Source organism: Nostoc sp. (assembly GCF_036917095.1).
Lineage (GTDB): Bacteria > Cyanobacteriota > Cyanobacteriia > Cyanobacteriales > Nostocaceae > Nostoc.
In genome coordinates, this window is record NZ_JBALFH010000044.1 from 660,540 (window position 1) to 676,263 (window position 15,724).

At 44.4% G+C, this 15,724-nt stretch carries 12 protein-coding genes; 5 read left to right on the forward strand and 7 right to left on the reverse strand.

What is annotated here, in order from left to right:
- Positions 1–4: 4 nt before the first annotated feature.
- The 3 genes from V7L01_RS27365 (at position 5) to V7L01_RS27375 (ending at position 3,970) form a co-directional block, all read left to right on the forward strand.
- Positions 5–823, forward strand: a complete 819-nt coding sequence (locus tag V7L01_RS27365) for a class I SAM-dependent methyltransferase (RefSeq protein ID WP_335040418.1) — start codon at positions 5–7, stop codon at positions 821–823.
- A gap of 160 nt (positions 824–983) precedes the next feature.
- Positions 984–3,257 (forward strand): cation:proton antiporter domain-containing protein, encoded by a 2,274-nt coding sequence (locus tag V7L01_RS27370; RefSeq protein ID WP_335040420.1) that lies wholly within the window; start codon positions 984–986, stop codon positions 3,255–3,257.
- Positions 3,258–3,442: 185 nt separating this feature from the next.
- On the forward strand, positions 3,443–3,970 hold the full coding sequence (locus V7L01_RS27375) for a cupin domain-containing protein (protein ID WP_335040422.1): 528 nt from the start codon (positions 3,443–3,445) through the stop codon (positions 3,968–3,970).
- A gap of 385 nt (positions 3,971–4,355) precedes the next feature.
- On the opposite strand, the gene V7L01_RS27380 is transcribed toward V7L01_RS27375, so the two are convergent.
- From V7L01_RS27380 to V7L01_RS27405, 6 genes are all read right to left on the reverse strand, one after another.
- On the reverse strand, positions 4,356–5,780 hold the full coding sequence (locus tag V7L01_RS27380) for a TolC family protein (RefSeq protein ID WP_335040424.1): 1,425 nt from the start codon (positions 5,778–5,780) through the stop codon (positions 4,356–4,358).
- A 114-nt stretch (positions 5,781–5,894) separates the two neighbouring features.
- Entirely contained in the window at positions 5,895–6,566 is a 672-nt protein-coding gene (locus tag V7L01_RS27385; RefSeq protein ID WP_335040427.1) for an ABC transporter ATP-binding protein, read from the reverse strand.
- Positions 6,567–6,596: 30 nt separating this feature from the next.
- Positions 6,597–7,877, reverse strand: coding sequence for an ABC transporter permease (locus V7L01_RS27390; RefSeq protein ID WP_442937027.1), 1,281 nt, complete (start codon positions 7,875–7,877; stop codon positions 6,597–6,599).
- 199 nt (positions 7,878–8,076) lie between these two features.
- Complete coding sequence (locus V7L01_RS27395) at positions 8,077–9,657, reverse strand: efflux RND transporter periplasmic adaptor subunit (RefSeq protein WP_335040429.1); 1,581 nt, start codon at positions 9,655–9,657, stop codon at positions 8,077–8,079.
- A 97-nt stretch (positions 9,658–9,754) separates the two neighbouring features.
- Complete coding sequence (locus V7L01_RS27400) at positions 9,755–10,303, reverse strand: hypothetical protein (protein WP_335040431.1); 549 nt, start codon at positions 10,301–10,303, stop codon at positions 9,755–9,757.
- A gap of 348 nt (positions 10,304–10,651) precedes the next feature.
- Entirely contained in the window at positions 10,652–11,278 is a 627-nt protein-coding gene (locus V7L01_RS27405) for a TetR/AcrR family transcriptional regulator (protein ID WP_335040433.1), read from the reverse strand.
- 145 nt (positions 11,279–11,423) lie between these two features.
- Here V7L01_RS27405 and V7L01_RS27410 point away from each other — a divergent pair, with 145 nt between their 5' ends.
- The gene (locus V7L01_RS27410; RefSeq protein WP_335040435.1) at positions 11,424–12,311 is read left to right on the forward strand and encodes a tetratricopeptide repeat protein; all 888 of its coding nucleotides are present in this window, start codon (positions 11,424–11,426) and stop codon (positions 12,309–12,311) included.
- Positions 12,312–12,481: 170 nt separating this feature from the next.
- Here V7L01_RS27410 and V7L01_RS27415 read toward each other — a convergent pair whose 3' ends face one another.
- Positions 12,482–12,886 carry a response regulator gene (locus V7L01_RS27415; protein ID WP_335040437.1) on the reverse strand — a complete coding sequence of 135 codons (405 nt, stop codon included), beginning with the start codon at positions 12,884–12,886 and terminating at the stop codon, positions 12,482–12,484.
- Between the two features lie 283 nt (positions 12,887–13,169).
- Here V7L01_RS27415 and gyrA point away from each other — a divergent pair, with 283 nt between their 5' ends.
- A complete protein-coding gene (gene gyrA / locus V7L01_RS27420) occupies positions 13,170–15,722 on the forward strand; it encodes a DNA gyrase subunit A (RefSeq protein ID WP_335040439.1) in 2,553 nt (850 codons plus the stop codon).
- Positions 15,723–15,724: the final 2 nt, after the last annotated feature.

Here is a 15,724-nt window from a genome sequence, read left to right on the forward strand (position 1 = left end):
GGTTATGACCGATCTAGATAATTATAAGCAGCAACTAAGAGAATTTTATGGTAGTAGAACGACTTATGACCATGAAGAAGGTACTCGCCATCCTCTAGAAGCCAAGACTCTACTTGAATTTGTTCCACTACATTCGGGACAGAAAATCCTTGATGTGGCGACGGGAACAGGTTTAGTTGCGATACCCGCAGCTGAAAAAGTTGGTTCAGAGGGCTACGTGATTGGGATTGATATGACTCCTGAAATGTTGCATCAAGCAAGACTTAAAATTGCAGCAGCAAGATTACAAAATATCGAGTTGATTGAGGCGGATGCAGAATATTTCAACTTTACTGATAGTAGTTTTGATGTTGTCTTTTGCTGTGAAGCCATTGTACTTTTTCCTGATATCCTTGCTACTTTGCAAAAGTGGTATCGCTTCTTGAAACCCGGAGGGTATGTGGCATTTACCTGTCCTCCGGAAACTGCTATTATGGCATCTCTTCATCAAAGTATCTGCGCTAGAGTTTTAGGTGTATCGCTACCGCATATCCTTGAACCACTGGGGACTCCAGAAAAATGCCTAAATTTGCTCAATCAGGCAGGTTTTAGAGATATCGAAATTAAAATTGAGCCATCAGGACGTTATCGGCCTCTTAGTGATAACAAATTATCTGAAACAGTAATTAAGATAAACTTGAAAAATAATCCACTGTTGTCAAAATTATCACAAGAACAATTAAATCAATTGCAAGTTGAGTACAAAGCAGAAATTGAGAAACTAGCAACCGATCGAGGTATTTGGATAGACACTACAAAGTTTTTTGTTCGCGCTCGAAAATAAGTTGATGAGCTTTGCTGCTGAACTGACACCTTGGGGCGATCGCACACGATCATCTTCCGGTTAATAATGACAACCACAGTTTAATCTCCTAGGCCGATGTGGAAGTAAACATGTTCAGGATTTACTTGAACAGCCCCTTTTAAAATTTGTAATCCAACCTGTGAACGCTCATATGCAAAACCTGTCCCTAATGTTAGTGCCTGTACTCGCTGCACAGAAAGTAGCAGGTGACGGTTTAATTAAACCTCTCGGTCATCATGAGCTGCTGTTGGTGCTGGTGCAACTGTCAGTATTGCTTCTGGTAGCGCGGGGATTAGGTGAGTTGATGCGCCGGATTAACCTACCGCCTGTTGTTGGGGAATTATTGGCAGGTGTGCTGCTTGGCCCTTCTCTATTTGGTTTGCTCCTTCCAGACTTGCAGGCGCATATCTTCCCCAAAAGTCAAGAACAGTCTAATTTACTTTCGGTGATTTCTTGGTTAGGCGTGTTATTTTTGCTGATTGTGACTGGGTTGGAGACGGATCTAAAGCTGATTCTTCGTAAGGGTAAAACGGCTCTGCTGATTTCACTGGGTGGAATTATTATCCCTTTTATCACCGGATTTGGATTGGGCTGGCTATTGCCAGATAGTTTTTTAGCCGATCCAGAAAAGCGACTAGTATTCAGTCTGTTTATCGCCACAGCAATGAGTATTTCCGCAGTTCCAGTGATTGCTAAGGTGCTGATGGACTTAAACCTGATTCGCCGTGATATTGGTCAAGTTACCTTAGCTGCCGGCATGACTGACGACACCATCGGCTGGATTTTACTTTCTGTGGTTTCAGGTTTAGCTAGTAGCGGCAAATTTGACCTTGGGACAGTTTTCCATTCCGTGAGTGCGGCTATATTGTTTTTAGCGATCGCCTTCACAATTGGGCGTACCATCGTAGACCAGATTTTGCGCTGGGTTGATGACTACGTTGGTGGCATTGCCGCTAGTATGTCGGTTGTGCTGATTCTTGCGCTCTCGGCAGCAGCACTTACCCACGGATTAGGTCTAGAAGCGGCATTAGGTGCTTTTGTAATGGGGATTCTAGCAGGTCAATCCCGCCGCTTTAGCAATGAAGCTGGACACATGTTAGAAGTCTTCACAGCAGCCTTTCTAGCGCCAATTTTCTTTGCTTCAGCGGGCTTGAAAGTTAATTTGCTCGCTCTGTTAGTTCCTCAAACGTTGATATTTGGCTTGATTGTTCTCGCTGTTGCCTGTGTTGGCAAATTTACAGGTGCTTACCTTGGTTCTCGCGTCGGTGGTTTGAGCCATTGGGAAGGTTTGGCAATGGGTTCCGGGATGAATGCTCGCGGGGCAATGGAAATTGTCGTTGCCACGATTGGTTTATCTTTGGGAGTGCTGAATCCCCAGATGTACTCAATTATTGTGATGGTGGCGATCGTCACTTCCCTAATGGCTCCACCCCTGCTGCGCTGGACTTTATCAAAAGTAGTTATGGGTGAAGAAGAAGCTCGACGTTTGGAACAAGAAGAACAGGATAGCCGCAGCTTTATCAAGCAGATCCACCGTATTTTAATACCCACTAGCGGCGGCCCCAACATCCAACTCGCGGCGCAACTAGTTGGTTACATGGCTCACCAAAACTCCATAGAAGTCACATCTCTATATGCCCTGAGTGACAAGCAGCCCCAAAAAAAAGCGCGTCGAACGGCAACCGAGGTAAAAGACACTGCCGCAGAGCAAGCTCTGGCCTCTGTTGTTGAGGAAATGCAGCTACCTGCTGATACCACCCTGCAAACAAAAACGGAGTCTGGGCGGAATAAAGCGGAGGTAATTCTGAATGAAGCGAACAAAAACTATGACTTGATCGTACTGGGAGCTTCTGAAAAGATCAGCCGCCAGAAAGCATTATTTAATTTGCTTGTAGATAGGGTAGTACAAGAAGCGCCTTGTGCAACGATGGTGGTGAAGTCGCACCGACCCCAAACCAAAGGCGAGACATCCAAAATCGCTCAACAAAAGCTAACAAAGATTTTGGTGCCAACAGTAGGGACAGAATATAGCAAAAATGCTGTAGAGATAGCAAGTACGATCGCTGCTCAGACAGGGGCATTAGTTACGATCGTGAACGTGATTAATTTGCCACAGGTTGAGTATATTCTTTACGAACAGCGATCGCTAGCTCCAGTCAAAGAAATTGCCCACGATCTGCTCGAACAACAAGCAGAAATTGGCCGCAATCTAGGTGCTGATGTCCAAACCTATATTCTTCAAGGAACCAGCCCAGAAAGGGAAATCCTCAAGTTTGCCCAAACCAAGGAAGTTGACCTAATTATTCTAGGGAGTAGTATCCGAATGGTTACGGGTCGCGTTTTCTTCGGTCACAGAGTGGATGCAATTCTGAGTAAAGCTCATTGCCCAGTAGCGGTAATTACTACGCCATAGTGGTTCTCAGCTAAAGCTTAGATTACGACTGATACCAATTCTTTTTGAAGTTGCACTTAATAACGAGGTGATGATATAATCCCATCCACAAATAGGAGCGTAGTTTACCGCCGTAGGCATCGCTTCTGCTGAGATGGAACCCTTGAACCTATTTTAACTTCCGTCTTAATTCATCTTTAGGCCCTTTGCTTGTTCGCCATCAAATTTTCTTAGCACCTTGGTATCAAGAAATGGAAAAGTATTTAGTCACCAAAGAAGAGATTGAGTCTTATGAAGGACTAGAAAAAACACATTTTCTCAACTCCAATGCTCGCAGACTGAATAAGTCTTTAGGAGATTTGACAGGTTTAAAAAATATCGGTTTCCACATCATTGAAGTAGAGCCTGGACGCGAATCAACGGAGCTTCATATGCACTATCACGAAGAAGAGTGCGTATACGTTCTTGAGGGAGAAGCTGAGGCAACAATTGGAGAAAGCATTTATCCAGTTAAAGCAGGAGATTTTATTGGATATCGCGCTGGTGGTAAGCCGCACAAGCTAAAAAACACGGGCAATTCTATATTCAAATGTATAGTAGTTGGTCAAAGGCTAGACCATGATATCGGTGACTATCCAAATTTGCAGAAGCGTATATATAGGAGCAAAGGTTTAAAGTGGAATCTGGTCGATATGGAAAATATAGCTGAACCAGTAGCAGGTAAGAAGGCATAACAGGTAGAATGCATTTCCTCAATCGAAACTCCGGCATTTTGGCCGTGCCTAATACCAATTCTCTATGAAATCGAACTTAACAACGAGGTGAGAATATATACTATTCACAAATAGAAGCGATTACTTCTGCTGAGATGGAACCCTTGAACCTGTTTTAATTCATCTAAATTTGTCCAATATTGCCAAGACAGTTTGTACTTGATGTGTTCCCATAATCGTTCAATAAAATTAAGCTCAGGACTGTTCGGTGGCTGGAAAATTGGAATAACATTATCTGGCCATTTTAAATGTTTAAATTTCAACTTTCAACTCGCCACGACTTTACACGCGGATTTATCCGTGGCGTATTTAATTTTTAATTTTTAATTCCCCAAAGGGGCTGAACTTAGCGCGAACCTCTGGAAGTAACCGATCTTTGCAAATTAGCTAGAGCGCGATTGTAATCCAAAATAGCTGCGACTCGATTACCTTCTGCTCTTGTCAAGTCATTTTCAGCATCAATCACCTCTGTTTGAGTGCCCACACCAGCTTGGAACCTCAGCCTTGCTAAATTCACAGCTTCTCTGGCTTGATTTAAAGCCACACTAGAAGTTTCCACATTATTTAAATTCGATTGCAATTGAGAATAGTACTGTTCTACATCAAAGCGAATTAAGTCGCGCTGGCTACCAAATTGAGACTCTGCGATCCCAATATCAGCTCTCGACTGAGCCGCCCTTGCTCTTGCAGCTCCGGCATCAAACAAAGTGAGATTTCCATTAAGTCCGACTGAATACCTATCATTAAGAGGGACACCATCGTTATACCGATCTTGCACATTGTAGTTGCCTACCAAACTAATTTGCGGGCCTAGCTGTGAAAGTGCCTGTCGTCGCTGTTGCTCGTAAATATTACGTTGTGCTAATTGCTGTTGCAATTCTGGACGATTTTGAAACGCTTGGACAATAGTTGCTTCCAGTGTTGGCTGCCAAAGTCCTGCTAGTTGTACGGGATCTGCTGCCCTGATATCAACTGACTGCGACAAACTTAACAGAGTGGCAAGCTGACGACGGGCAATTTGCTGCTGTGAGATCGCATTAGTCAAATCTTGTTGGGCGTTTGCTAAATTCACCTGAGCTTGTAGCACATCGAACCGTGTACCTACTCCAGCCTGTTCTCTTGCTAGAGTATCCCGCAAACTAGCCTGGGCATTTTCCACAGCAGACCGATTAATTCTTACTTGTTCATCGGCTTGTTGCAAATCATAGTATTGAGTCGTGGCATTCAAACCAATTGTAAGAGACTGACTTTCAACATTAAATTGATCCACACGTAATTGTTCTTCAGCTGCTCGGATAGCCGCTAGTCGGTTCCCAGAAGTAGAAAGGTCGTAATTCAGTTGTACTGAACCATTGAAAGAGGTCCTGCCTTGAGATGAATTGTTAGTAAAACCATTACCGCTATTAGTCAGACTACTATTAATATCAAGAGTAGGAAACAAAGCAGCTTGAGACTCGCGTAGCGCCGAGCGACTGCGTTCTAACTGTAATATAGCTACCTGTAAGTCTCGATTGTTGCGTTTTGCTAGTTCCAAAGCTTGTGCCAAAGTGATTGGCACAGTTCTCTGAATCCTTACTTCCTCCGGTTTGGTAGGAAATTGCAGAGGATTAGGACTAGGGTTGAGGTAATCAGGAACCTGTACTGAGCTTGAGGAATTCTGCGGTTTTAGGGGAGTTGCTGCACTTGCTGCATTTGGAAAAAGAATAGGGATGCCTAATGCTAGCGCTACGGTAATCCAGGTAAAATGCACGAAGAATAAGCTGAAATTCATAAACAGATGTAGTCATTAATTGGTTTTTTTGAGGATACAATTAAAACTTTTCATCCTGATTATCTACGGAGATTTAAATTTTAAATTTACCCCCAAAGGATTGATACTAACAAATTAACCTACAATCAAACCATCCTGAACTCGAATAATCCTTTGGGTTTGAGCAGCGATATCTGGTTCATGAGTGACAATCACAATTGTGATCCCTTGGTTATTAAGTTCTGTCAGCAAACTCATCACCTCATAGGAAGTTTCAGTATCTAAAGCTCCTGTTGGCTCATCTGCCAAAACTAATGCAGGTCGGTTGACCAAAGCGCGAGCGATCGCTACCCGTTGTTGTTGTCCCCCTGATAGTTGACTCGGACGGTTAGCTATGCGTCCCTCTAGTCCCACCTTTACCAAAGCTTCTAATGCCCTTTCACGGCGTTTTGGCTTAGGCAAGTTAGCGTAAACCATTGGTAACATAACATTTTCCAGCGCTGTCGCCCGTGCCAATAGGTTAAATTGTTGGAAAACAAAACCTATCCTTTGGTTACGAATATAGGCTAATTCATCATCATCAAAAGTCGTCAGGTTTCTGCCTTCAAAAATATAGTCTCCAGTTGTCGGACGATCCAGACATCCCAAAATATTCATGAGCGTGGATTTACCCGAACCTGACGCACCCATAATTGAGACATATTCCCCCTCCTCAATAGAGAGTTCAATTCCCTTGAGTATTGGAACACTAACTTCTCCCAAGTGGTAAGTTTTAGTAATAGATTCCATCCAAATCATCGTTGGCATAAGAATTACGAATTACGAATTACGAATTATTTAGTCGCTTCTTAAAGCAGTAATTGGATCTAATTTAGATGCATTCCGTGCTGGAATTACGCCAGCCACTAAGCCAACGCTCAATGAGAGTCCAAAGCCAGCAATAATCGACAATAAAGAAATTACAAAGGGAAATTTGAAAGTGCTTGCAGCTATAAAGGCTAATAAAACGCCAGTTGCCATCCCAATACATCCACCAACAATGGAAATCACGATCGCTTCAGCTAAAAATTGATTGAGAATGGCTGAATTAGTTGCTCCTACGGCTTTGCGAATCCCAATTTCCCGCGTCCGCTCGACCACAGAAACTAGCATAATGTTAGCAATACCAATTCCACCAACCACTAACGAAATTCCAGCGATCGCTACCACCATTACTGTAAATAAACCCACAATACTAGTGAAAGTACTAACAATATCAGCTTGATTGGTGAGTCGAAAATCATCAGCTTGCGGCGGATAGATGTTGTGACGCAGCCGTAAAAGATTGGTGACTTGAAACTGAGCGGCTTCTAACTGCTCCTGATTAGCGCCTTTAACTAAAATTCCATTTACAGAAACGCCTACCAGGGCATTGTTTCCAACCAGTCTTTTCGACATAGTAGTTAGAGGAATGAAAACCTGATCGTCTCGATCCATCGGCCCCTGAGAACCTTTAGGTTCCATCACCCCAATTACTTCATAAGCCTCTCCCTGAATCCGAATTCTCTCGCCGATAGGATTTACACCCTGTCCAAAGAGGGTTTTTTGAACTGTAGGGCCAAGAATAGCTACCTGTGCAGTAGTATCTAATTCTTCTTGAGTAAAATATCTCCCTTGCTGGGGGTGAGTATTTCTGACTTCTGGGTAGTTCAAATCTGTGCCATAAATGGTTGTTGAGGTGTTCTGTCCTGCATATACAACTTGAGCGCTGCGTTGAAGATAAGCAGAAACCATCTGTGCTGATGGGGCTTCTTTAGCGATCGCCTTTGCATCTTCCCAAGTCAACGTGCTGCTAGAACCTACCCCCTGACGGACATTTCCGCTTCTTGCAGCACCCGCTAAAATTTGGATGACATCTGTACCCAATGCTTGTATCTGTTGCTCAACCCCCTTTTGCACTCCCTGACCGACAGAAGTAATGGCAATGACTGAGGAAATCCCAATAATCACGCCCAACATAGTTAGACCTGTGCGTAATTTATTACTCCACAGAGTCTCTGCCGCCATTGTCAAGATTTCTAGCAACGGCACTGTGCGGGTATTCTTAGGTTTGTAAAAGCCCTTAAATATCTTAAACATAATATTTTATTTAAAACTCAATACAATTCAGTTAAGCATTTCTTTCTTCTCTTCCTTTGCGTCCTTGGCGTCCTTGGCGGTTCGTTAAAAAATTGAGCCTTTTATACTCGACAGTTGAGCCTTTTTGCTCTCCTTTCAGTTCCATCCCCCCTGCTCCCTTGCCTCTTTTTAACTAAACCGTATTGATTTAAAACTCACTTTAAGGGGAACCACCGCCTGAACGACCACCGCCCCCACCGCCTGAACGACCTCCACCGCCACCGGCTCCACCACCACCTAGACCAGGAAAAACTCCTCCTCTTGGTGTTGATTGGGGACGCGATCCTGGTGGGAAACTGAGCAATACCCTTTCGTTTCCTGTCAATCCAGACTTAACTTCAGTAAAATTATTCGCAGTAACTCCAGTCTCAATGGGAGTAAACACAGGTCTGTTATTCTTTCCTGCCACAAACACACCTGTGGCATTTTCTTGGCGCACCACCGAGGCCGTTGGCACTACTAAAACATTTTGAACTTGACCGACTTGAAAATCTACTTCCGCATTCATCCCAGACCGCAGTAGCCTTTGAGGGTCTGAAAGTGATACTCTCACTTCAAAACTGGTGACGTTTTGCTCTACTATTGCTTGGGCAGCAATTTGGCTGACTTTACCTTCAAAGGTCTTTCCTGGGTAGGCATCTGCTTTAATCGAGACTTTTTGACCAAGGCTAATTTTAGAAATATTTGTTTCCGCTAAATTGGCGACAACTTCATTTGTGGAAGCTAAAGACAAGATTGAAGAAGAAGAAGAAGAAGCGACTTCACTACTGGCAGTTGTAGGTGTCACGAAAGCACCGGGATCGGCAAACTTCTTTGTCACCACACCATCAAAAGGTGCGCGAATAATCGTGTCATTGATTTCGGCTTGGATGTTTTGCAGCGAACCGCGAGCTGATGTTACCTGGGCGCGGGCTGCGTCAATATCTTCTTGGCGCGTTCCGGCTTTCACAAGTGCCAAAGCTTGCTGTCTCTGCTTCACCACAGCTCGTGCTTGCTCAATGTCTTCTGGACGTGACCCAGCTTTTTGCAGAGCCAGTGCTTGCTGTGCTTCATTTACATTAGCTCGGGCGCTGTCACGATTGGAACGGTTTTGGTTAAGAGTCTGAAGGGAAATACCGCCTGCATTATAAAGCTGCTGATTGCGAACAAAATCATCTTCTGCTTGGCGAAGGGCGGCTTGAGCGCTTTGCAAGCGTGCCTGTGCTTGGCCAATATCTTGAGAGCGATTGCCTGTTTGTACCTTTTGTAGATTCGCCTCGGCTTCGTCTAATACTCCTTGTGCTTGAGCAATATCTTGAGGGCGATTACCTGCGATCGCCTTTTGCAGATTTGCCTCGGCTTGTGCCAATTGTCCTTGAGCAGAGGTGAGTTGCCCCCGCAGGTTGGAATCATCCATGTAAGCGACAATCTGTCCTTGTTTGACGATATCTCCTTCTTTCGCCAACAGGCTTTTCAGGATGCCGGAATTTTTCGGGCTGAGGTTAATTGACCGCTCAGGTTTCACCGTTCCATTCGCTGAAACTGTGATTGTTAAACTCTGCCTTTCTACAGGCTGTGTCAGCACCCTACGTCTGGCTTCTTGACGCGGAGCAACCGTTACTTGGTAATAAACGGCATAGCCAATTCCACCCAAAAGGCAAAGCGCAATTAGCCAAGAGAGCCAATTACGTTTTACCTTTTTTTTCTTTACCTCTGGAACTAAAACTGATGAATCTACGGTATTTGGTGTATCAATTTTCATATAACTTCGTTTAAAAAGAACGGCTACCGAGCTAGTTATTCACGGCTAATATAGCCTGGTAGCCCTATACCAACAATGATTTTGAGTTTTTAGTGTTTTAAAGGTTTATTTGCAGTACTAATCCACTAGGAAGTCTGAAGTAATCATCACGCACTCTCACTAATCTTCCAGCAGGAACAATTTCCTGATTAGGAAGAAGAATATCCCCGTTGGGAAGTCTGAAGTAGCCTTGATTACGCAGTCTGGCTACGGATCTAGCAGGAATAATTTCCCCATTGGGATATCTGATGTCACCATTACCAAGTCTGACTACTCTGTTATTGAATTGGTTGTCACGGTTCCAATTATCCCGATCTCTAGGGTTTCTGACTTCTCTATCGTTGCGTCTCCCGTCGCGATCCCAATTATCCCGATCTCTAGGGTTTCTGACTTCTACAGGATAGGATCTGCCGTCGCGGTTCCAATTACCTCTGTCTCCATTTCTGTCTTCTCTATCGTTGCGTCTGCCGTCGCGATCCCAATTTTGAGCGCGATCGCCAACAACGTAGACTTTCGTCTGGGCACTTGCAGGCGCAGTCAAGAGAGTGGGGACAACGATTAGGGCAGCAGCAGCTAAGACTATCGATATCCGGTTTGCTTTCAACATCCAATTGACTCCTTATTTGTATTTAAAGTTATATTTTGCTGAGTTTGAATACAGCAATCTTTAGACAGTTGTTTTTGTTTTGGCATCAAGGTGTTTAATATTTACCTCTTCGTATAAATTCATACATAATAATTATTGCTCAAAACGCCTAGACTGATGTATGACCAAAGTCACTAGTAATTCCAGACTGATGTATGACCAAAGTCATAAGTTTTTTTAATAGGGAATGGGGCATTGGGCATGGGAAAGAGGCAGAGGGGCAGAGGGGATGGGGGGCAGAGGAGAAAGACTTGCTGTAATTTCCCCCCTGCTCCCCTGCTCCCCTGCTCCCTCATCCCCACTCCCTATTTAATCCTGACTTGGTGCAATTCCTTGCCAGACAATATCTACAAGGCTCTGGACAAATGGTGATACTTCTGTGACACGATCCCCAGAATGTAATGGTAATTCGGCAGTTGGTATACTTAGTTGAGACGATATCTGCTCTAAGAAAATGTAGTTCATCAGCGATCCTAGTAAGATATGAGCCACTGTCTGGGGATCGCAAGGGCGAAGCCGATCTTGCTCGATCTCACGCTCTAGGAAAGCAGTCAGTACTTTGACATCTTGCATGGGTCTTGGTTCTTTACCTCCAAGTTCTGGGAGCGCATTGCCTCGCGATCGCAGCATCATCAACCGAGGCAGCACCTGACGATGGAATTCCAAAATCTGGAGACACACCTCGATCAGGTTTTCTTTGAGATTGCCTTTGCCACTAAGAGATTCCAATCCGCTCACCCAGAGGGGTTTTTCTGGAATTCCCATCGCTGCAAAAAATAATTCTTCTTTCGTTGAGAATCGCTTAAAAATAGAAGCTTCAGAAATACCAGCCTGTTGAGCAATTTCTAAGGTTGAAGCACCAAATCCTTGTTGGAGGAAAACTTGACGAGCTGCTTCTAAGATTTGCTGATTGGTGATTCTGGGTGTACGAGCCATAAATAAGTAAGTGATTACTTATTAATATATTGCTTTTATTATGGGGATGTCAAGAACTAATGACCTAAGATTTTGCTGCCGTCAACAGCAGAGATCGTTTAAGCTAGCTGAAAGATTCTTTGATTAGTGGCTTAAAGGCGGTATTGTGCCTAAACATGTTCGTTTGATTTCTTTTCTAATGGTCTGTAGTTTGTGGAGTATGCCGAAAGCCGCTAACGCGCAGGCATTAATACCCCATACACTGCAACTAGATGGGGCAAAGTTAGAGAAGCAGGGGTTGAGTCTGGCACAAGAGGCGGCTCAACTGGCTCAGTTTCAACAGGTTGAATTAGCTTTGCCACGAGCGCGGCTAGCTAGTCAACTGGCTCCTAAGAATGATAAAGTGTGGTTGCTCTTAGGTGGATTGCAACTGCAAAGCAAAGAGTTTGACGGGGCGATCGCTAGCCTGAAAAAAGCGCAATCTATCAACCCCAAAAATGGTGATATTTTGTTTGCTTTAGGTTCAGCTAATTTTCAGCAGAAAAATTACCAAGCAGCTGTTGTCAATTACCAAGACGGTTTGAAATTAAAACCCAACGATCCAGAAGGGTTATTTGATTTGGGTAATGCTTACTATCTGCTGGGTAAATTGCCAGATGCGATCGCACAGTACGATAAAGCCGTCTCCCAAGATAAAAAATTCTGGCCAGCACTCAACAACATTGGCTTAATCAATTACGAACAGGGTAATATCCCCGAAGCAATTAAGCGATGGCAATCTGCTGTAACTCTTGATAAGCAAGCCGCAGAACCTTTATTGGCTTTGGCAGTGGCACTGTATACTAAAGGCGATCGCCAACAAGGATTAAATTTGGGAGAAGCCGCACTCCGCATCGATCAGCGCTATGCTAGTTTGGATTTTCTCAAAGAAAATCTCTGGGGCGATCGCCTACTGTCTGATACGAAAAAATTCCTAGAATTACCCCGTATTCAAGCAGCTCTACAGCAACGAGAAAACTCATCATCTGCCCCTGAACAACAGCCTACCCAATAATAGAGTTAGGAGTTAGGAGTTAAGAGTTAAATATTTCAACTCATAACTCATAACTTTTCTATTGCCACTTGCCTAACAGTACCTTTTCGTAGTACATCTATACTAAATACCAGGAACTAGTCGCCCAAAAACCTTTGCGGGCGAGTATTCCTGAAATAAGTCGTCAATTCTCAGCGATCGTCTGTGGGTAGAAGTGCGATGATTTGGTCAACAAACTGTTGATGGTCAACAACTGGCTTAGAAATGTAGCCATCAGCACCGCTTTGCTTGAGAAAGTTTTCGCGATCGCCTTCCATAGCATGTGCCGTCACCAAAATAACAGGTAATTTTGCTGTTTTTGGATCGGATTTTAACATTTGTGTAATTTTAATTCCATCAACAGACTTACCTTGATAAACACTTCTAGACAGAGAAACATCCATCAAAATCAGGTCTGCCTCTCCTGATTGGGCAATTTTTATGACTTCTTCCACATTTTCAGTGTGTTTCACACCCAAGCCGCCACGCTTGGACAAAATTTTGGAAAAAACACGAGCATTAATTAGATCGTCTTCGACAATTAAAACAGTTTTCATGAGAATTTTAGTTATAGAGGTGAGAGGATTCAAGAATTCCAAAATTCAAAATTAAGAAATGCAATCATGGTAAGTATCATGGCTACTAAGTTTATGTAGATTATAGTCGTCTGCATCCTTTTTAATAGTCAATTGCATCCTCGTCATCAAGGATGATACTACTGCTTTTTCTTCTGTGACTATCAAAATTTTGTTATGAATCCTATTTCATCCGTTATGCTGTGGTTGCCGCAGTGTTGAGTTCCATCGGCTTTTGTGTAGTTAAATTTCAGGGAAAAAACTCATGGCAAAACAGTTAAACCTTCTCTCAACGGGACAGGTAATTACAACAGCCCTGCACACCGAGATGCAACGGTCTTATCTAGAATATGCCATGAGCGTGATTGTCGGGCGAGCGCTACCAGACGTGCGTGATGGCTTAAAACCAGTGCATCGTCGCATTCTATATGCAATGCACGAACTCGGTTTAGTACCAGATAGACCCTATCGAAAATGTGCCCGTGTAGTGGGTGATGTGCTGGGTAAATACCATCCCCACGGCGACCAATCAGTTTACGATGCTTTAGTAAGGCTGGTACAGGACTTTTCTAGTCGCTATCCTTTGCTAGCAGGACACGGTAACTTTGGCAGCGTCGATAATGACCCGCCAGCGGCGATGCGCTACACAGAAACGCGCCTCGCACCCATCAGCCATGAGGGAATGCTGACAGAAATTGGCGAAGAAACTGTGGAATTTGTTGGGAACTTCGATAATTCCCAGCAAGAACCAACGGTGTTACCTGCTCAGTTGCCGTTTCTGTTGCTTAATGGCTGTTCTGGTATTGCCGTGGGAATGGCAACAAATGTACCACCGCACAACTTGGGGGAAGTTGTCGATGGGTTAATTGCCTTAATCGACAACCCAGATTTGCCAGATGAAAAATTATTTGAACTAATTCCAGGGCCAGACTTTCCCACTGGTGGAGAAATAGTTGGTGAGACGGGAATTCGAGAAGCATACACCACAGGTAAAGGTGGAATTTTAGTGCGGGGAGTCGCAACTCTGGAGGAAATTCCAGCCGCGAGGGGAAGCAAGCGACGGACGGCAATTATCATTACAGAATTGCCATATCAAGTGAATAAGGCTGCCTGGATTGAGAAGGTAGCGGACTTAGTAAATCAAGGACGCTTGCAAGGAATTTCCGATCTGCGAGATGAGAGCGATCGCGAAGGGATGCGGGTGGTAATTGAACTCAAACGCGATACCAATCCCCAAGAAGTTCTCCAGCATTTGTATCACCAAACTGCTTTGCAAATGACTTTTGGGGCGATTCTCCTGGCAATAGTGAATGGACAACCCCGCCAGTTAAGTTTGCGTCAACTGTTGCAGGAGTTTTTGAGTTTCCGAGAAGAGACGCTCAACCGTCGCTACAATTACGAGTTGGGAAAAGCCCAAAGTCGCGTGCATTTAGTGGAAGGTTTACTCAAAGCACTATCTAATTTGGATCGGGTAATTGAAATTTTGCGGCAAGCTCCCGACGGCAGTACGGCAAAAATAAACCTTTGTAGCCGACTAGATTTGAGCGAGGTACAAGGAGATGCAATTCTGGCTATGCCGTTGCGTCGCCTCACCAGTTTGGAACAGCAACATTTGCAGCAGGAATTTGAGGAGCTAAACGAACAAATTAGCTTGTTGGAGCGGTTACTGAACGATCGCCGAGAATTACTCAAGGTGCTGAAAAAAGATTTGCGATCGCTCAAGCGCAAGTACAGCGATCCCCGGCGCACGAAAATTGGAGAGGAGCAGAAGTCTAAGGTAGAGGAGCAGAGGGGCAGAGGGGCAGAGGGGCAGAGGAGCAGAGGGGCAGAGGAGGAGGAACTTAAATCTTCCGAACCAGTAGAGGAAGCGGTTTTAGAATTTACCCAACGGGGTTATGTGCGCCGCACCCAGCCATCTGGGAGAAAGTCAAAAGCTGAAAATGGTCTGCATGATAACGACTTCATTATCCAAACTGTGTTGACCAACACCGAAAAAGACCTGCTAATACTAACCAGTGGTGGCAAAGTCTATCCGGTGAATGTGGGAGAAATTCCTCCAACTAATGGACGTTCTCCACGAGGCAAACCTTTGATTACCATGCTCAGTAGTACTGCTCAAGGCGCTCAAGAAGCTGTAGTCAGCCGCTTTTTGCTGCCGGATAACCTCGAAACTAGGCAGATGATTCTTTTAACAAAACAGGGACGGATAAAACGTCTATCTCTGGAAGAATTTACTAACCTGACTCGACGCGGAATCACGATTTTGAAGCTCAAAGACGATGATGAATTGTCATTTACCCAGTTCACCGCTCCAGGGGAGCATCTGATTTTAGCTAGTTCAGGTGGACGACTGTTGCGCTTTGCACTCAATGATGAACAATTACCGATTATGGGCCGCACAGCGATGGGTTTACAAGCATTTCGGTTATTGAAAAATCAGCAAATGGTTGGCTGTGTCACTGTCGGTAAAGATGATCAACTGCTGCTAGTTACTCAAGAAGGCTATGCAAAGCGGATGGCTGCGAGTCAGTTGAGGGCGGCTAATCGCGGCGATTTAGGCACGCAAGCGCTGAAATTTGCTAGCAAAACTGACAACTTAGCTGGTATGGTGATGGCGATGCCAACTCTTGGAGACGCTACGCGAACGGCGGGCTACGCCAACGCATCTGGCGAGGTAGCTTTAGTGACGAATAAGGAGCGGGTAGTGCGAATAGCTGTGGAAACAGTGCCGATTTTAGGTAGAGATGTCAAAGGTGAAAGCATCCTCCAACTCAGCCGCGATGAAAAAATTATTACTGTCGCTGAAGTGCGATCGTAAAT